Here is a 17,727-nt window from a genome sequence, read left to right on the forward strand (position 1 = left end):
CCGCTGCCCGGGCTGACCCCCGAACACGGCAGGCACGGCCGCGCGTTGGCCGCGCTGGCGCCCGGCTCGGACCGGCGGCTGCTCAGTCGAACATGAACCCGCCCAGGAAGCGGGTCATCCGGCGCAGATAGTCGGGCTGGCTGACGTGGAGCACGTGGTTGCCCGGGAACCAGTGGAACGCACAGCGGTCCCAGTGCCGCCACAGGATCTCGGCCTGCTCGGGTGGCGCCAGCCGGTCGCCGAGCCCGGCGATGATCAGGCGCCGGTCCTTCGGCACCAGCGGCCGGTAGTTCAACGGTGACGAGTACATGGTCGCCGCATCGACGAGCTCGGTGTCGGTGCCCGCGATCCAGTCCCGCAGTGCCACCACCTTGTTGGCCGGGAACCACTCGTCGACCGTGCGGTCGGGGGTGACGACCGGGACGTTCGGGATGACGGCCTGGATGCGGTCGTCCACGCTGGCGATCAGCGCGGAGGTGTAGCCGCCGAGCGACATGCCGGTCAGCGCGATGCGGTCGACCCCCGTGTACTCCAGGTAGTCCAGGATCGAGCGGAAGTCGTGCACCGCCTGCGCCATCGCCTCGGCGAAACCGGCCATGCCGTAGGCGAAGTAGCCGTGCCCGCTGAACGGTGAGCACTTCTCGGCCCGACGGCCGTGGAAGGGCAGCGTGTACAGCATCACGTCGTAGCCGCAGCGGTAGAACCACGGCAGCGCGAAGAACAGCCCGTTGAACAGATATGCCGAGCCCATGAAGCCGTGGATCAGACACAGGGTGGGACGCGGCCCGTCGTCGTGGCGCCAGTGCTGGGCGTGCACCACGTTGTTGCGCACCAGCCCGGCGCGCTGATCGCGCAGCGCGGGGTTGACCGCGCGAAAGCTGCTCTGGAAGCGCAGGTTGCGGACGTTGCCGCGGGCCACCCACTCCGCGACCGGGCTGGCCGGCCGTGACGACACCCGCGGTGGCGACTGCGGCGCCGGGAACGCCACTTGCGGATCCTTCTCGGCCGCGAGCTCGGCGTAGAACCGGAGATGCTCACGCTCGGCGTCTGCCTGGGAGCGGCGCAGCGCGCCTGCCACCGACGGCACCATGGTGGCGCTGAGCAGCGAGGCGATCGAGGTGCGCAGGGCCAGGTCCGCAATGGCCGAGGTGTCGACGATCAGGCGTTGCCGCAACGTCAGGTCGACCCGCCGCGGCAACCCGCGGGCGGTGGCGTCGGCGCCCGGGACGTCCGGAACCGGGATCGGCGGATCGACGGGGGCGTGCGAATCGGTCACGGCGCGGCCCTCCCTTCCCCGGCGCTGCCGCCCGATGGTAGCCCGAACAGGCGAACCGCGTTGTCGTGGAACACGTTGCGCAGCCACGTGTCGTCGACGCCGGGTAGCTCGGTGAGCACCGACATCGCGTGGGCGTAGCCGTACGGGATGTTCGGGAAATCGCTGCCGAACAGGATGCGCCGGCCCATGTCGCGCAGCCGTCCGTACTCGTCGGCCGGGAACGGCATGGCTTCCTCCATGAACCCGGTGAACGCCATCGTGGTGTCCAGCCGCAGCTGCTCGAAATCCTCGCAGAGATCCAGGAAATCGCTGTACTCCGGCCCGCCCATGTGAGCGATCACCAAACGCAGTCGGGGATGCTCGGTCAGCACGGCCCGGATCGGCGCGGGCCCGGTATAGGTCCCGGGGGTCGGGCCCGAGCCGCAGTGGATGACCACTGGCGTGCCCGCGTCCTCGATCAGGCCCCAGACGTCGTCGAGCAGCGGATCGGTCGGGTCGTAGCCGCCCACCTGGATGTGGGCCTTGAACACCCGGGTGCCGGATTCCAGCGCCGCGGTGACATACCGGGCGGCGTCCGGTTCGGGGAAGAACGTCGCGGTGTGCAGGCAGTCCGGCGTGTCGGCGGCGAACCCGGCCGCCCACTGGTTCAGCCAGGCCGCCATGCCGGGTTTGTGGGGGTAGACCAGCGAGGTGAAGGCCAGCACCCCGAATGCACGCAGCGTGCGCAACCGGTCCTGCTCGTCGCTGCGGTAGGTGATCGGCCACGGCCTGCCGATCAACGGGCCCGCGTCGTCGAAGTACCGCCAGACCTTGTCCATCACGTTCTTCGGCATGAAGTGCGTGTGCACGTCGACGACGCCGGGCAGCGCCAGCGCCTGCCAGATCCGCCGGACCGATTCGGTGTCATCCATCGACTCGATGATGACACCCGCTCCGGGGGAGCAAGATGAACGGGTATGTGGGAGCCCGACGTGTACCTCGCCTTCGCCGACCACCGCGCCCGGCCGTTCTTCGACCTGCTGGCCCGGGTCGGGGCGGAGCAGCCGCGCGGGGTGGTGGACCTGGGCTGCGGCCCCGGCAACCTCACCGAGGTGCTGAGCAGGCGCTGGCCGGGCGCACACGTGCAGGGCTTGGATGCGTCACCGGAGATGGTCGACGCCGCCCGGGGTCGGGGAGTGGATGCCCGCATCGGCGACATCGCCGACTGGGTGCCCGAATCCGACACCGACGTGGTGATCGCGAACGCGGCGCTGCAGTGGGTGCCCGGACATCGGGACCTGCTGACGCGCTGGGCGCGGCAGCTGGAACCGGGGGCGCGGATCGCGTTCCAGGTGCCGGGCAACTTCGACGCTCCGTCACACGCCGCGATCCGCGAGGTGGCCCGCCGGGAACCGTTCGCCGCGGCGCTGGCCGACATGCCGTGGCGGGACGCGGACGTGGTCGGGACACCGGTCGAGTACGCGGGCCTGCTCACTGACGCCGACTGCACCGTCGACGCCTGGGAGAGCACCTACGTGCACGAATTACGGGGTGAGACACCGGTACTGGACTGGATCACCGGGACGGCGCTGACCCAGGTTCGGGAGCGGCTGACCGACGACGGCTGGCATCGGTACCGTCACGCCATCGCCCCGCTGCTGGCGCAGGCGTATCCGGCCCGCGCGGATGGCATCACGTTCTTCCCGTTCCGCCGGATCTTCGTCGTCGCCCGGATCGAATAGGCGTTTTACCCCAAGGTAATAGAGCCCACTTACAGTCGCGGACGGGCAACCCGACTCCGAGAGGCGGACGATGGAAGCGATCACGCGACGGCGGTTCTTCGCAGTCACAGGTACTGCGACGGCGGGAGCGTTCGCCCTCACCCGCGCGGCCACCTCCTGGGCGGCGCCAGGTTTCGACGGCACCGTGTGGCGCGAATACGGCACACCCCTGGTCGGGCCCACCGGGTCCGGGCCGCTCACCGGCGATACCGTCGCGATCAAAGACCTCTATGCTCTCGCGGGTCACAAGGTGGGGGCAGGCAACGAGGTGTGGCTTGCCCAGGCGCCGGTCGAGACGTCGACCGCGCCCGCGGTGGCCGCGTTGTTGGCGGGCGGCGCGGCGGTCGCCGGCATCAGTCGCACCGACGAGTTCGCCTACAGCCTGGCCGGGACGAACGGCCACTACGGCACCCCGCCCAATCCTGCTGCCCCGGAACGCATCCCGGGTGGATCTTCGTCAGGTTCGGCTAGTGCCGTCGCACTCGGACTGACGACGATCGGCCTGGGCACCGACACCGGCGGTTCGATCCGGATCCCGTCGTCCTATCAGGGCTTGTACGGCATCCGCACCACGCACGGTGCGATCTCGGTGGACGGGCTGATCCCGTTGGCGCCGTCGTTCGACACCGTCGGTTGGATGACGCGCGACCGCGCCGAGCTGGTCAAGGTGGCCGGCGTGTTGGAGCCGGATCTCCCTGCGGTGGTCCCGTTCCCGCGTGCGGTGTACGCCGATTCGTTGATCGCGCTGGCGGATCCGGACGTGGCCTCCGCGGTGCGCGCTGCGATCGCCGACTGGCCGGCGGAGCTGCCGATCGACCGGATCGAGTTCGACGCCGGCCAACTGCCGCTGTGGGTCAAGGCCTTCCAGATCCGTCAGGGCTGGGAGGCGTGGCGGGCGCACGGTGCGTGGATCGACCTGCACTGGGACGCGCTGAATCCCGATGTGCGGTCACGCTTCGAAGCGGCGGCCGCCCGCAGCGCAGAAGAGCTGTCCGGTGCCGACGCGGTCCTGGCGAGCGCACGAGCCACGATTGACGCGGCACTCGGCGACGCGGTGCTGATCCTGCCGTCGGCGTCTTCGGTGGCGCCACCGCGCGACAGCGCCGCGCTGGGCGGTGAGGTGATCGAGGACATCCGCGCCCGCACGTTCCAGCTGACATGCCTGGCGGGAATCTCCGGCCGGCCCGCGGTCAGCAGCCCGTTGCCGGTGGCTGGACCGCCCATCGGCATCTGCGCTGTCGGGCCACGTAACTCGGACCGTGCGCTCGCGGCGCTGCCCGTCAACGGATCCTGACTCTCGAGCTCAGGTGGGCAGGCCCTCCCTCTCCGCGTCGGCCCGGTAACGGTCGACCCATTCGTCGGAGCGCTGATCGGCCTGACGCTCGAGCGCCGGTGCCGGCGCCAGACGTGGATCCTGGCCGATGCCCTCCAGCACCTCGGCCACCACCTGAGTCAGGTTGCGCCACAACACCGGATACGGCACGTCCATCGGCTCGACGTTCTCCTCGGCGAACCAGTCGCGCCAGCCCGCCTCCTGCTCGCGCAGCATCGTGACCACGTGGGCGATCGCGCCGGCGTGGTATTCGGCGCGGGCGTCGCGCCCGGGGTCCGGGCGGCCGCGCCACACCCGGGTCTGCACCGCCCGCCAGAACGAAACCGCCTGGGACACCACATCGGGCCGGTAGACGTGGATTAGCAGCGGATCGCTGCCGACGACGTCGCGGATCGCCGACAGCAGTCCGGTGCCGGACCGGTCGGGCAACCCCTCGGCGCGCTGCAGCAGCAGCGGGGTCTGGTTCCACATCAGCTTGCCGCCCCACACGCCGTTCGGGGTGCGCCCGACAGTGCGGATGTAGTCGCGCCAGATCTCCGGAGGTGCCAGGTCCGGCTTGCCTTCGTCGGTCGGGTCGAGCAGTCGCAGGATCGACTCGTCCTGCACACCCTCGAACCACTGGCGCGGCTGCGGCGACTGACTGGTCGTCGGCAGATACTGGAAGAACTCCCCGGGTTCCCCGGCCACCCCGGTCGCCCGCAGCGATTCGACCAGCAACGTACTGCCGCTGCGCTGCGACGCGAGTACCAGATATGCCGTCGGGCTGGCTGACATGCGCGTGAGCTTAACCGCATCCGCCCGTCCCGGCACGGCCGTCGATTGCGATCAGGATGAGCAGAACTATTGCGCCGAGCTGCGGTCGTGGTCGATGCCGCGTTCGGTGGCATCTGCTGAGCGACTGGGGATTTGGAGACCGTGGATGTGGGCGTAGGTCTGCGTGTAGCGATCGGCGATGCGGGTGCCCGCGAAGTCCGACGGAATCACATCGTTGGTCTTCTGCCGCCAGTCGTCGAGCAGCAGTGCCAATTCGGTGCCGATGGCTTCGGCCGTGTCGGTGGCTTCCGGGCCCAGCAAATTCTGTTGCTCGGTCGGGTCGGCCGTCAGGTCGTAGAGCTCACGGTCGGGCCGCGGAGTCTGGACGTGCGGCGCGACCAAGCGGCCCGGCGCGCTGTCGGCGATGTCCCACGGCAGGTCGAGAAGCGGTCGGGGCGCGTAGTTCTCGATGTAGCTGTACTCGCGCGTGCGGATGGCGCGGATCGGGTCGAACGAATCGTGATAGGTCTTCATCGTGTAAACCGCGGTGCGCACCGGATCTGTTGCTGCGGCCGTCAGATGCGGTGCGTGCGAGAGCCCTTCGACCTCGGCCGGGACGTCGAGCCCGAGCAACTCGAGCAGCGTCGGGACCAGGTCGACACCGCTGAACAGTTCGTCGTAGACCCGCGGTGCGACCGTGGAATCGCGGGGTGGCCGGACGATCAGCGCGATCCCGGTGCCCGCGTCGTACAGCGTCGACTTCGCGCGCGGCAGCGCCGGACCGTGGTCGGTCACGAACACCACCCAGGTGGTGCGGTCCAGCCCGGTCGCCTCCAAGGTGTCCAGCAGTTCGCCGACGGCGGCGTCGGCGACGGTGATCGACCCGTAGAAGTCCGCGAGGTCCTGACGCACATCCTCGGTGTCGGGCAGATAGTCGGGCAGCGCGACGGCGTGCGGGTCTGCGGGCTGGTAACGGTGGCGCGGGTAGGGCCGGTGCGTCTCGAAGAACCCGGCGGTGAGCAGGAACGGCTTGTCCGGCGGGGCCGTGAGCCAGCGGGTGGCCTGTCCGACGACGTACTCGCAGTAGGAGTTGGACACGTCGAATTCGTCGAAGCCGAGCCGGTCCGGGAACGAGGTCTCGTGCTGCATCCCGAACAGGGCGGTGTGCCAACCGTTCTCGCCGAGCAGATGCGGCAGCGTGCGCACCCCGGGGCGGTACTCCCACCCGTGGTGGGCCAGGCCCACCAGGCCGTTGGACTGCGGATACCGGCCGGTGAACAGCGAGCCGCGCGATGGGCTGCACAGCGGGGCGGTCGCGTGCGCGGCGGTGAAGAGGATGCCCTCGTCGGCCAGCCGGTCGAGCCGCGGGCTGGCGACGTCGGGGTGCCCGTAGGCCCCGAGGTGGCGGCCGAGATCGTGCCAGTGCACGAGCAGCACGTTGTCCCGGTGCGGTGCGGTCACAGCGGTCCCTTCCCGTCGAATCCGGTTTATCCCCAGTTCCGAATCTATCCACAGCCGGAGACTTCGCCGCCGTCGGCCAGCTCTGCGGCGGTTCCGGAATCGAGGACAGCCCGCCGACTCCGACCTGCACGCAAAAGTGACCGCGCATCGCGAATGAACAGCCACTCGGCCGGGGGCAATTGGTTCCCCGCGGCTTTTACGCACGGGTCTGCTGCACGATCAGGTGACAGTTTGACCTGACCTACCGTTTGGGTTCCAGATTCGGTTACTAAGTGACAGCCTGTACGAAAGGCTGACCGTCATGCCACGCCCGTATCCGGCCGAGTTCCGTGCCCGCGCGATCGCGCTGGTCCGAGCCGGTAAACCCCAAAAGCAGACTGCATACGATCTCGGAATCCATCCCGTCACCCTGTCCAAGTGGGTCAAACAGGATGACATCGACCGCGGCGAACGACCTGGCGTGCCGTCAAGTGAATCAACCGAGCTGCGCGCGGCGCGGCGACGAATCCGAGAGCTGGAAACCGAGCTGGCCATGGTGCGCCAGGCCGCGACGTTCCTCGGGGAGGACAAACCCCGCCCAAAAGGATGTACCCGGTGATCGACCGACTCGTCGACGCCGGAGCCCCCGTGGATCGCTGCTGCAAAGTCCTTGGCGTCGCCCGCCAGAACTACTACAAACACAAGCGAAAGCCCGTCACCGCCACCCAGCTGCGTCGTCAATGGTTGACCGGACTGATCCGCGAGATCCATGTCGCCTCGCGCGGTACCTATGGATATCGCCGCGTCCACGCTGAACTCACTCTGGGCATGGGAATCACCGTCTGTCCGCGCACCGTCTCGGTCCTGATGACCCTGGCCGGCATCTACGGCCTGCCCGGACCGGTACGGGTCAAACGGCTACGTGGGGTGGCCACAGCTGATGATCTGGTCAACCGCAAGTTCCACCGCTTGGCCCCAAATGAGTTGTGGGTAACCGATATCACCCAACACCGCACCCGTGAAGGGTGGCTGTACTGCTGCGCGGTCCTGGACGCGTTCAGCCGCAGGATCGTGGGCTGGTCGATGGATTCGAAGGCAGACGCCACATTGGTGGTCAACGCGTTAGATATGGCCATCCGCAACCGCCGGCCCACTTCCGGCGGCATCGTTCACGCTGATCACGGAACTCAGTTCACCTCATGGGTTTTCGGAGAGAAGATCAGATCATCCGGACTGCTGCCGTCGTTCGGGTCGATCGGTGACGGCCTGGACAACGCGATGATGGAGAGCTTCTGGTCCTCGATGCAGATCGAACTGCTTGACCGCCAGAAGTGGAAGACCCGCGTCGAGTTGGCCAACGCGATTTTCGACTACATCGAGATCTTCCACAACCGCCAACGCCGCCATTCGGCGCTGAACTACCGCACCCCGATCGAGTACGAACTATCCTTCACCAACGACACCCTCACCGCCGTCAGTTAGCCACCACAACTGGAACCCAACAGGTAGGGCAGGTCAGTTTCGGTCACGCGGTCTGATTGGCCGGTGTGGTCACGATTGCTTCGTATTCGATCGGGGTCAACCCGAGACCGGTCTGCCGTCGGCGCCGGTGGTGGGTGCGTTCGATCCAGGTGACGCCCTCACCGATGGCTCCCTGTGGGCACTGGCGGACCCCCACCAACCAAGCCCGCAGTGGTGGCGGGTGGAATTACGTCCCCTGGTCGACCGCGTCGAAAACAGTCAGGGCCTGTTCGAACGGTTGGGACGTTATACCTCGCTGCGTCCCGAACGGATGGTCGAGCCAGAAGACGAGGAATAGCAGCAAGCCGAGCAGTACAGCGACCGCGCTGGAGAGAATGACGTGACCATGTCTGCTGTCCAGGCGCATGAAACCGCAGATTCCCACGACCACGACGGCACCGAAGAGCAGAGCGGACCACAACACCCCTGGTATTCGGGGGCGGGTGTCCAAGAATCGCTGATTGCGGTCGGACACCAGGACCGTCAACTGACCCACAAATTCGCCCTTGATCTGGCTCGATGTGTCGTCCGGCTGCTGGTTACCCAGAACGCGATACATCTGCGTGATCGCGGCTCGTGCGGTGTTGCTTGTGCCGCCATCTTCTTGCCTGTCCCATTCCGGACCCTTCACCGCATCCGCGTACTGGCGCAGCAATCGGCGCAGCTGTGCCTGTTCCGGGGCGGGCATGGCGACGGTCTGTCGATACATCGTGGTCAGCGTTGATGCCTCGTGGGTGACATGCGCCTCAGCGGAGGAGAACTGTTCCCAGGCGACCACGACGGTGAAGCCGAGCAAAGCGCCGAAAACCAGTGCGACACAGGTCAAGAACGGCGCCAGCGCCGAGTTTTGGTTCTGGCCCACCGAATCAGAGAGAGTGCGATCAGCCAGCTTTATCATGCCCACTGCAAGCGTGATCGACACGGCGACGATCGCCGCCAGTAACAGCCAGAATCCTAGCGCCCCGAACTCGCCCATTACCCGCCTCCTAGCTGGCCGGTCCGGCGTGACCGCCGTGGCCGAGTGGTCATGCTGCCCGTTCGGGTTGTGTGGCGGCAGCGACGTTATCAGCCGACCGTCTCCACAGGTAGCCCGCGATAACAGGACAAGAACTTTCCGCGCGGACCATCAGAGGCTTTGCCTGGCTTGCCCCGCCCACTGTCCGGGACGACTGGGCCAACCCGTATCCCAGGAAATCGCCCGACGGCTCCGGTCGCCGCCCGGCCGGAGGTCCCGACGAAGGGGGAGCACTCCGCGGGTCTGGGCATGCCGCGACGGAAGCGGACCCGCGCCGCGGCCCGGGCGCAGCGCATCGCCGATCAGCGCAGGCAGAACGAGGTCGGCGCCGGTCGTAGACAATGGTGCGGGTGAGCGACGAACCCGACCCGTACGTCAGGGTCTATGCCTCCCGCGTGCACAACCTGAGGTCCGTCGACGTCGCCGCCCCGCGCGACGCATTCGTGGTGTTCACCGGGGTGTCCGGCTCCGGCAAGTCGTCGCTGGCGTTCGGCACCGTCTACGCCGAGGCGCAGCGCCGCTACTTCGAATCGGTCGCGCCCTACGCTCGGCGGCTGCTGCTGCCCCAGGACGCTCCCAAGGTCGACGACATCACCGGTCTGCCGCCGGCGGTGGCGCTGCAGCAGCGCCGCGGCACCGCGACGTCGCGGTCCACCGTCGGCACCGTCACCACGCTGTCGAACCTGCTGCGGATGCTGTTCTCCCGCGCCGGCACCTACCCGCCCGGAGCGACGGAGCGACTGGACTCCGATGCGTTCTCGCCGAACACGACAACCGGCGCGTGCCCGCAATGCCATGGCCTCGGCCGGATCCACGAGGTGACCGAGCAGACCCTGGTTCCCGATCCGACACTGACCATCCGCGAAGGGGCGGTGGCGGCCTGGCCGGGCGCCTGGCAGGGACAGAACCTGCGCGACATCCTCATCACACTGGGCTACGACATCGACAAGCCGTGGCGCAAACTGCCCAAACGGCAACGGGATTGGATCCTGTTCACCGACGAGCAGCCCACCGTCGAGATCGATCCGAGCCGCCACCCGGTGACCGCGGACTACTACTACAACGGCACCTTCTCCAGCGCCGAGCGGCACGTGCGCCACACGCTGGCCAATTCGCAGAGCGCGACGATGCGCCGCCGGGTGCTGCAATACGTGCACAGCGTCGACTGCCCGGTCTGCGACGGTTCCGGGTTGCGCCCCGAAGCGCTCGCGGTGACCTTCGCCGGCCGCACCATCGCCGAGCTGGTCGGCCTGCCTCTGACGGCGCTCGCCGACGTGCTCGCCCCGGCGGCTGCCAGGACGGAATTCGCGGCCGCCTACGAATCCACCGAATCGGGTGAGTTCACCGAGGTCGCCACCATGATCGCCGCCGATCTGGTGGCCCGGATCGCGGTGCTGGTGGATCTGGGGCTGGGCTACCTGAGCCTGCACCGGCGCACGCCCACGGTGTCACCGGGCGAGCTGCAGCGGCTGCGGCTGGCCACCCAGCTGCGCGCCGGGCTGTTCGGCGTCCTCTACGTGCTCGACGAGCCGTCGGCAGGCCTGCATCCCGCCGACGCCGAACCGCTGCTCGAGGTGCTCGATCGGCTTCGGCGCGCCGGCAATTCGCTGTTCGTGGTCGAACACGACATGGACGTGGTGCGCCGCGCCGACTGGATCGTCGACGTCGGCCCCGGCGCAGGCGAACTCGGCGGCGACGTGCTCTACAGCGGACCGGTGGCCGGGCTCGCCGACGTCGAAACCTCGGTCACCCGGCGGTTCCTGTTCTCCGACACACCGCCGGCCCCGCGGCCCACCCGCACCCCGGCGGGCACCCTCGCGCTGCGCGGCGTTTCATTCCACAACCTGCGCGACGTCGACGTCGACATCCCGCTGGGCACGTTCGTCGCCGTGACCGGGGTGTCGGGATCGGGCAAGTCGACGCTGGTGTGCAAGGTGCTCGGCGACGTGATGGCCCGGCAGCTGGGCAGATCCGCCGAACCGGCGGACGAGACCGCCGACGGGGATGCCGAACTCCTCGACATCGACGCCGACGCCAGTATCGGGGTGACCGTCGACGGCGCCGACCTGGTCGACCGCCTGGTCACCGTGGACCAGCGGCCCATCGGGCGCACCCCGCGCTCCAACCTGGCCACCTACACCGGGCTGTTCGACGCGGTCCGCAAGGCGTTCGCCGACACCGCTGAGGCCCGCAGGCGCGGCTGGAGCGCAGGCCGGTTCTCGTTCAACGTCGCCGAGGGCCGCTGCGCCACCTGCCAGGGCGAGGGGTTCGTCGCGGTCGAGCTGTTGTTCCTGCCGGGCACCTACGCGACGTGCCCGGCGTGCGGCGGTGCGCGCTACTCCGCGGAGACCCTCGAGGTCACCTACCGCGACCGCACCATCGCCGACGTCCTCGCGATGACCGTCGACGACGCGGCGGAGTTCCTGACCGACCTGGCCGGCGCGGCCAGGAGCCTGGCCACACTGCGCGACGTGGGCTTGGGCTACCTGCGGCTCGGGCAACCGGCGACGGAACTGTCCGGGGGTGAGGCGCAACGCATCAAGCTGGCCACGGAGTTGCAGCGCGCCAAGCGCGGCCACACCCTCTACGTGCTCGACGAGCCCACCACCGGGCTGCACCCAGCCGACGTCGAGCTGCTGGAACGTCAGCTGCACCGCCTCGTCGACGCCGGGAACACCGTGGTGGTGGCCGAACACGACATGTCGGTGGTGGCCGGCGCCGACCACGTCATCGACCTCGGGCCCGGCGGCGGTGAGGACGGCGGTGCGGTCGTCGCGGCAGGCACACCGCGTCAGGTCGCCGCCGACCCGGCGAGCCGGACCGCGCCCTACCTCGCTGCGCAGCTGAGCCCGGTGTGACCGTCAGGGGTGATACGGGACCCCGACGGTGCGGAACACGAATTCCGATGGTACGTCGTAGGCCAGCGTGGTCCGGGGCAGCCGGGCCAGCACGTCGGCCGGGATGTGTTCCTTGTAGTGCAGGGTCAGCTCTCCGGAGCAGCGCGGGTCCACGGCGGCCACGTCGACGTCGAGCATCAGCCCGGTCTCGGACAGCTCGGCCTTGACCGCGCCCGATTGGGGCGCGTCCCAGCGCACGTCGATCGTCCTGCCGGCCAGCTTGGGCACCGACGACAGCGTCGCCAGCACCCGCTCGTTGGTGATCACCAGCGAACCGACATAGCTGGCGATGCTGCCACTGGACCGCAGCCCGGGCACCGCCCCCCGGAAACGCCGGGTGACCGCCACGTACTCGGACATGAACAGCACGCCCTCGGCCTCGACCTCCGCGCGCAACGCGCTGGGCAGCTTGCCGATTCGGAATAGCTTCCGCAGAAATACGGCCATCACCGAACGGTAGCTCAGCCGACCGGTGGTACAGCTTGTCAGGTGAGGTTGCGCACCGGATGGCTGGTCGGCAGCGCCGTGGTGGCATTCGCGGTGTACCTGCTGATGTGGCTGGGCTACGTCCAGGGGTGGCCGTGGCTGGTCGGTATCGACACGGCCGCGCTCGATGCGGCCTACCGGTTCGGCGCCGACCGTCCCGGCTGGGTGACCGGCTGGGACGTGTTCTGCACCGTGCTGGGGCCCGGCGCGTTCCGGCTGGCGGTGCTGGTCGTCATCGTGATCGCGCTGAGCCGGCGCAGATTCCGGCTCGCGGTGTTCCTGCTGCTCACCGTGGAACTCAGCGGTCCGCTCACCGAGGCGGCCAAGCACATCGCCGACCGGCCCCGTCCTGACACCGCGATGGTGTCGGCGTTGTCGTCGGCGTTCCCGTCCGGCCACGCCCTCGGCGTGATGGTCTCGGTGGCGGCCCTGCTCACCGTCGCGCTGCCGGTGGTCCGTCCACGGTGGCGCACCGCGCTGATCGCGCTCGGTGTGCTGCTGATCCTGACCATCGGCGCCGGCCGGGTGGTGCTCAACGTGCACCATCCCTCGGACGTCGTCGCGGGTTGGGCCCTGGGCTATGCGTACTTCGTCGGATGCCTGCTGCTGGTGAAGCCGGTCAGGGCAGCGGCCGGAACACCGGAAGAGCTCGATACCGCACGCTGAAACTGGCCTTGGTCACCTCGGTGCCGACCTCGCCGTCCAGCGCCAGCACCGTCGGCCCGTCCACCGATTCGAACGAGAACTCCGGCACCCGCATCTCGTGATACAGCGGACTGCGCTCCAGCCGGCCCAGCATCAACGCGGTCAGGATGCGCAGTCGACTCAACCGCCGGCCGGTTTCCAGGATCCGGACGTCGAGTAGCCCGTCGTCCATCCGGGTGCGGCGTGCGGGCGCGAAGCCCGACGGCAGATAGGTCGAGTTGCCCAGGAAGAACAGCGACGTCTGCAGGGTGTGGTTGTCGTAGCAGATCCGGACCGGCAGGGAGCGGCGCAGCGTGTGGAACATGGCATAGACACCGGCCAGCGGCTTGCCGATCTTGTGCTCGAGTTTCTCCCGCGTCTCGACGAACCTCGGATAGGCGCCGATGCTCGCGGTGTTGATCACCATCTGCTTCTCGTTGAGGCAGACCATGTCGACACACGACACCCAGCCGCGCCGGACCGCTTCGACGGTCCTGGCCGCGGTGTCGCAGCCGATGTCCCTGGCGAAGTGGTTGAACGTGCCCGCCGGGAAGACCGCCAGCGGGATGCCCGCCTCGATCGCGACGCCCGCCGCCACGGCGACCGTGCCGTCGCCGCCGCCGATCCCGAGCACCTCCGCCCGCTGCGCGGCCGCCCGGATCGCCTCGTCGAAGTCGTCGCCCTCGCCGAGCTCGACGATCTCGGCCTGCGGAAGGGCGGCCTTGACCTCGTGCAGCACCCGGTCGCCGGTCCCGCTGCCCGAGGCCGGGTTGATGACCAGCACCAAACCCTTCCCCTCGGGGCGGGGCGGGGTGTCCACCCGCAACGGCGCTGCGGTGGGCAGCCGGGTCTCGACGGCCGGCGGGACCACGCGCGCACCGAGCACCGCGATGCCCGCGCCCAGACCGAACCCGGCCAGCACGTCGCCCGGGTAGTGCGCGCCGGTGGCCACCCGCGACATCCCGACCAGCCCCGCCAGTAACGACAACGGCAGGCCCAGCGCGGCGTTCTCCAGCCCGACACCGACCGCGAACGCCGCGGCACTGGCCGAGTGTCCCGACGGCAGAGAGTTCGACGTCGGTTGCCGACGCGTCTGGCGCGCCAGCGGGACGAGGATCCGGTTGGGGCGTTCCCGCTTCCACACCCGCTTGGCGAGCTGATTGGTCAGCAGGCTGGTCACCGCCAGGCTCACCACCCCGCGGGTCGCGCCGCGCCGCGCCGCGGAATTGCCGAACGCCGTCAGCCCGGCCGCGATCGCGAACCACAGCTTGGAGTGGTCGGCGGCCCTGGTCAGCGGTGGCATCACCGCGTCGATCAGCGGACTGGGGGAGCCCGCCACCGCCTCGAACACCTCGCGGTCCAGAGTGCCGAGACCGGCTCCGATCTGGCGGATTCCGCGGCCGCGCCGCCGAATGGGCAGAAAGTCCATGACGCCAACCTACGTGCCGCTACGTGTTGTAGCCCGTTGCCGGTGCGTTCGAATGGCACAGTTGGGGCATGCCGACCGCGTCGCGACCCGAGCTGATCCGAAAGGTGCTGCGTCGTCTGGTCATTGCGCTGGGCGTGGTGAATCTGGCCGGCCTGCTGGTCGCCGCACCGGCCGGGGCCGACTTCGCGCCGTGGTTCGCGAACTCGGTCGGCGGTGCCACCCAGGTGCTTGCGGTCACCGGGGCCGGCGGATCGGACGCCAAGCTTGACGTGTGGCAGCGCACCGCGGCCGGCTGGCAGCCGGTGGCCGGTGGCGTCGGCGTTCCGGCCAAGATCGGGTCAAAGGGCATGTCGCCGAACCACTTCGAGGGATCGAAGATGACGCCGAAGGGGATCTACTCCCTCGACTTCGCGTTCGGCACCCAGCCGGATCCGGGCAGTGGCCTGAAATACGTCCAGGTCGGCCCGAACCACTGGTGGGACGGAGACGTCGCGAGCCCCACCTACAACACCATGCAGGTCTGCGACCGGCAGAACTGCCCCTTCGCGACCTCGGGCACCGGAACCGAGAACCTCGACATCCCGCAGTACGCGCACGCCGTGGTGATGGGGGTCAACAAGGAACGCGTCCCCGGTAAGGGCAGCGCGTTCTTCGTGCACAGCGCCACGGGCGGCGCGACCGCGGGCTGTGTGGCGATCGACGACGCGACCTTGGTGACGATCATGCGCTGGCTGCGGCCCGGCGCGATGATCGCGATCACCGAGTGATCAGATGTTTATCGCCCGACCGGCCTTGACCTTGAAGTTCAACGCCTCCAGGCTCATCGACGCGTCGTAGGTGCGGTCGTATCCGGTCTCGCAGATCCGCCAGCCGTCCGGGGTGCGGCGGTACCGGTCGTGGTAGAAGCCGGCGCCGATCAGCATGAAGTTGAAGTCGGGTGCGATCACCCGGTCCTGCAGATACCAGGTGGCCTTGGCCTCGTCGCCCTCGACGGTGATCTCGGGGTGGTTGACCCGGTGCTCGGTGAGGATCTCCGGTCCCAGCGAGTTGCGCATGAAGTTCACCAGCTCGTCGCGGTCGGTGAAGTGGTGCTCCTCGCCGATCGACTCGCCGTACCGGCCGACGACGTCCTCGGTGAGAGTGTCGGCGAACTCGTCCCAGTTCTTGGTGTCCAGGGCCCGGAGGTAGCGATACTTGACCTGCTTGATGTCGTCGATGTCACTCATGGCGCCATTGCAGCACATACGCCGGTTCGTCCGTGGCTGCGGTCGCGAAATCGTTTAGGGTGGCCTCAATCATGAGCGAAGCGTTGGGGTTGTCCATCGGAACCACCAACCTCGCGGCGGCAACAGTCGGTCGGCAGCCGGTGATCCGGCGTTCGGTGCTGACCCTGTACGGCCACACCGCCCCCGAGGTCGGCGCGGCGACTGGACGCCCCGGCGGGCTGGTGCTGTCCGAGTTCGTCGAACGCGTCGGGGATCCGGTGCCGCTGGTCGCCGCCGACGGTTCGTCCTATCCCGCTGAGCAGCTGGTCGTCGAGGCGCTGGAGTCGATGGCCGGTCTGGCCGCCCCGGACGCGCCGTCCGACGTGGCGATCTCCGTGCCGTCGTACTGGTCCGCCCGCGCGACGGCGGCGCTCGCCGGGGCACTGCAGGCCAGCGCCGTCCTCACCCCCGGGGGCACCCTCCCGCGGCTGATCCCGGACGCCGACGCAGCGCTGACCGCGCTGAACGCGGACCCGGGGCTGGACCGGCGCGGCGTGGTGGCGCTGCTCGACCTCGGCGGGGGCGGCACCAGCATCACGCTGGCCGACGCCGCGTCGGCGTTCACCCCGATCGGCGACACCCAGCGGTTCGCGGAGTTCGCCGGCGACCAGATCGACCAGGCGGTGCTCAGCCATGTGCTGGCCGGCTTGGGGGAGGGCACGGGCGGGCTCGATCCCGATCAGACGGCGGCGGTGGGATCGCTGGCCGCGCTGCGTGAGCAGTGCCGCGCCGCCAAGGAGCGCCTGTCGCTGCAGACCGCGACCGACCTGCCCGTGGACCTGCCCGGCTACCGTGGCGACGTCCGGCTGACCCGGGGCGAGCTCGAGGAGCTCATCGCCCGCCCGCTCGACGGCGTCTTCGTCGCGCTGGAGCAGGCGCTGGCACGAAACAGCATCGGCACCGTCTCCTCGGTCGCGCTCGTTGGCGGGGGATCGGCTATTCCGCTTGTCGCGCAACAGGTTTCGCAGCGTTTCCGGGTGCCGGTGGTGACGACGCCGCGGCCCGCGCTGGATGCGGCCGCGGGGGCCGCGCTGGTCGCCGCGTACGGCCGCAGCGCCGAGACCATGACGGTGGCCACCGTCGAAGCGGACAGCACCTACGCGCTGGCGTGGTCGCAGGACGACCTGCGTGACGACGACATCGTCCCGTTCACCGGGGAGATCCCCGAGGAGCGGCCCAACCCGTACGCGCTGTCCGGGGAGTATGAGACCGAGGTCATCGCACCGGACGACCGGGACGCCGTCGCCGGCCCAGGATCGCGGCTGCCGCTGTCGCTGACCGGTCTGGTCGCCGCGGTCGCGCTGTTGGCGGTCGGCGGCGCGGCGATCGCGCTGACCAGTCTCGACAGTCCGGAGCCGAACCGGCCCACGCCGGGCAACGTGCCGTTGAGCAGCGCGCTGGTGCCCTCTCCGGAGCCACCGCCCGTGCAGACGGTCACCCAACAACCCGTGCAGCCCCCGCCGACGGCCGAACCGCCCGCCCCGGTCGCCCCGCCGGTCGTGACGACCCCGCCGGCCCCCGTCCCGACCACCACCACACCGACCACCACGACGACCACCACGACCACGACCACCACGACGACGACCACGACGACGACCACCACGACCCCGACGACCACCACGACGCAGCCGACCACGACCCCACCGACGACGACCCAACCGACGACCACGCAGCCCACCACCACGCGGCCGACGACCACCCAGGCGCCGCCACCGACGACCACGCAGGCGCCGCCACCGCCGCCGGAACCGGAACCGGTCGAGCCGCCGGCCACGGTCGCGCCGCCGGTCATCACCACCTATTTGGAGCTGCCATTCGGCCTCCCCGACCAGATTCTGGACCCGGACGGCGCCTGACCGGCGGTTTCG

Annotated in this window: 14 protein-coding genes and 1 pseudogene; 7 read left to right on the top strand and 8 right to left on the bottom strand. The window is 69.2% G+C overall.

The window, feature by feature from the left end:
* Positions 1-82 precede the first annotated feature (82 nt).
* On the bottom strand, positions 83-1,276 hold the full coding sequence (locus MVA01S_RS05510) for an alpha/beta hydrolase family protein (protein ID WP_003933728.1): 1,194 nt from the start codon (positions 1,274-1,276) through the stop codon (positions 83-85).
* Positions 1,273-2,187, bottom strand: coding sequence for an amidohydrolase family protein (locus tag MVA01S_RS05515; RefSeq protein ID WP_003933727.1), 915 nt, complete (start codon positions 2,185-2,187; stop codon positions 1,273-1,275). Before MVA01S_RS05515 ends, MVA01S_RS05510 begins: the two co-directional genes overlap by 4 nt.
* 45 nt (positions 2,188-2,232) lie before the next feature.
* Here MVA01S_RS05515 and MVA01S_RS05520 point away from each other — a divergent pair, with 45 nt between their 5' ends.
* A complete protein-coding gene (locus MVA01S_RS05520; protein WP_003933726.1) occupies positions 2,233-2,997 on the top strand; it encodes a trans-aconitate 2-methyltransferase in 765 nt (254 codons plus the stop codon).
* Positions 2,998-3,067: 70 nt separating this feature from the next.
* A complete protein-coding gene (locus tag MVA01S_RS05525; RefSeq protein WP_003933725.1) occupies positions 3,068-4,330 on the top strand; it encodes an amidase family protein in 1,263 nt (420 codons plus the stop codon).
* Positions 4,331-4,339: 9 nt separating this feature from the next.
* Here MVA01S_RS05525 and stf0 read toward each other — a convergent pair whose 3' ends face one another.
* Complete coding sequence (gene stf0 / locus MVA01S_RS05530) at positions 4,340-5,143, bottom strand: trehalose 2-sulfotransferase (protein ID WP_003933724.1); 804 nt, start codon at positions 5,141-5,143, stop codon at positions 4,340-4,342.
* 66 nt (positions 5,144-5,209) lie between these two features.
* Positions 5,210-6,583, bottom strand: coding sequence for a sulfatase family protein (locus MVA01S_RS05535; RefSeq protein ID WP_003933723.1), 1,374 nt, complete (start codon positions 6,581-6,583; stop codon positions 5,210-5,212).
* A gap of 301 nt (positions 6,584-6,884) precedes the next feature.
* Here MVA01S_RS05535 and MVA01S_RS05545 point away from each other — a divergent pair.
* A pseudogene (locus MVA01S_RS05545) lies at positions 6,885-8,044 on the top strand (IS3 family transposase).
* 226 nt (positions 8,045-8,270) lie between these two features.
* On the opposite strand, the gene MVA01S_RS05550 reads toward MVA01S_RS05545, so the two are convergent.
* Positions 8,271-9,059 (bottom strand): bestrophin-like domain, encoded by a 789-nt coding sequence (locus MVA01S_RS05550; RefSeq protein WP_003933719.1) that lies wholly within the window; start codon positions 9,057-9,059, stop codon positions 8,271-8,273.
* Between the two features lie 380 nt (positions 9,060-9,439).
* On the opposite strand from MVA01S_RS05550, the gene MVA01S_RS05555 reads away from it, so the two are divergent.
* On the top strand, positions 9,440-11,956 hold the full coding sequence (locus MVA01S_RS05555) for an excinuclease ABC subunit UvrA (protein WP_003933718.1): 2,517 nt from the start codon (positions 9,440-9,442) through the stop codon (positions 11,954-11,956).
* 3 nt (positions 11,957-11,959) lie between these two features.
* Here the strand turns inward: MVA01S_RS05555 and MVA01S_RS05560 are convergent, their stop codons facing one another.
* Positions 11,960-12,442, bottom strand: coding sequence for a hypothetical protein (locus MVA01S_RS05560; RefSeq protein WP_003933717.1), 483 nt, complete (start codon positions 12,440-12,442; stop codon positions 11,960-11,962).
* Positions 12,443-12,484: 42 nt separating this feature from the next.
* Here MVA01S_RS05560 and MVA01S_RS05565 point away from each other — a divergent pair, with 42 nt between their 5' ends.
* Positions 12,485-13,147: a phosphatase PAP2 family protein gene (locus MVA01S_RS05565; RefSeq protein ID WP_003933716.1), complete on the top strand. Its 663-nt coding sequence runs from the start codon at positions 12,485-12,487 to the stop codon at positions 13,145-13,147.
* Here MVA01S_RS05565 and MVA01S_RS05570 read toward each other — a convergent pair.
* Positions 13,101-14,594 carry a bifunctional phosphatase PAP2/diacylglycerol kinase family protein gene (locus MVA01S_RS05570; RefSeq protein WP_003933715.1) on the bottom strand — a complete coding sequence of 498 codons (1,494 nt, stop codon included), beginning with the start codon at positions 14,592-14,594 and terminating at the stop codon, positions 13,101-13,103. The two genes, MVA01S_RS05565 and MVA01S_RS05570, sit on opposite strands and share 47 nt — an antisense overlap.
* 68 nt (positions 14,595-14,662) lie before the next feature.
* Here MVA01S_RS05570 and MVA01S_RS05575 point away from each other — a divergent pair, with 68 nt between their 5' ends.
* Entirely contained in the window at positions 14,663-15,361 is a 699-nt protein-coding gene (locus MVA01S_RS05575; RefSeq protein ID WP_003933714.1) for a L,D-transpeptidase family protein, read from the top strand.
* Here MVA01S_RS05575 and MVA01S_RS05580 read toward each other — a convergent pair whose 3' ends face one another.
* A complete protein-coding gene (locus tag MVA01S_RS05580; RefSeq protein WP_040543141.1) occupies positions 15,362-15,820 on the bottom strand; it encodes a nuclear transport factor 2 family protein in 459 nt (152 codons plus the stop codon).
* A gap of 71 nt (positions 15,821-15,891) precedes the next feature.
* Here MVA01S_RS05580 and MVA01S_RS05585 point away from each other — a divergent pair, with 71 nt between their 5' ends.
* Entirely contained in the window at positions 15,892-17,715 is a 1,824-nt protein-coding gene (locus tag MVA01S_RS05585) for an Hsp70 family protein (protein ID WP_060941551.1), read from the top strand.
* Positions 17,716-17,727: the final 12 nt, after the last annotated feature.

Origin of the sequence: Mycolicibacterium vaccae NBRC 14118 = CIP 105934 (assembly GCF_001552715.1) — a bacterium.
Taxonomy (GTDB): domain Bacteria; phylum Actinomycetota; class Actinomycetes; order Mycobacteriales; family Mycobacteriaceae; genus Mycobacterium; species Mycobacterium vaccae.

Coding starts and splice junctions, on each gene's coding strand:
- MVA01S_RS05515 (WP_003933727.1), bottom strand. CDS start 2,187: ATGGATGACACCGAATCGGTCCGGCGGATCTGGCAGGCGCTGGCGCTG.
- MVA01S_RS05520 (WP_003933726.1), top strand. CDS start 2,233: ATGTGGGAGCCCGACGTGTACCTCGCCTTCGCCGACCACCGCGCCCGG.
- MVA01S_RS05525 (WP_003933725.1), top strand. CDS start 3,068: ATGGAAGCGATCACGCGACGGCGGTTCTTCGCAGTCACAGGTACTGCG.
- stf0 (WP_003933724.1), bottom strand. CDS start 5,143: ATGTCAGCCAGCCCGACGGCATATCTGGTACTCGCGTCGCAGCGCAGC.
- MVA01S_RS05550 (WP_003933719.1), bottom strand. CDS start 9,059: ATGGGCGAGTTCGGGGCGCTAGGATTCTGGCTGTTACTGGCGGCGATC.
- MVA01S_RS05555 (WP_003933718.1), top strand. CDS start 9,440: ATGGTGCGGGTGAGCGACGAACCCGACCCGTACGTCAGGGTCTATGCC.
- MVA01S_RS05560 (WP_003933717.1), bottom strand. CDS start 12,442: ATGGCCGTATTTCTGCGGAAGCTATTCCGAATCGGCAAGCTGCCCAGC.
- MVA01S_RS05570 (WP_003933715.1), bottom strand. CDS start 14,594: ATGGACTTTCTGCCCATTCGGCGGCGCGGCCGCGGAATCCGCCAGATC.
- MVA01S_RS05575 (WP_003933714.1), top strand. CDS start 14,663: ATGCCGACCGCGTCGCGACCCGAGCTGATCCGAAAGGTGCTGCGTCGT.
- MVA01S_RS05580 (WP_040543141.1), bottom strand. CDS start 15,820: ATGAGTGACATCGACGACATCAAGCAGGTCAAGTATCGCTACCTCCGG.
- MVA01S_RS05585 (WP_060941551.1), top strand. CDS start 15,892: ATGAGCGAAGCGTTGGGGTTGTCCATCGGAACCACCAACCTCGCGGCG.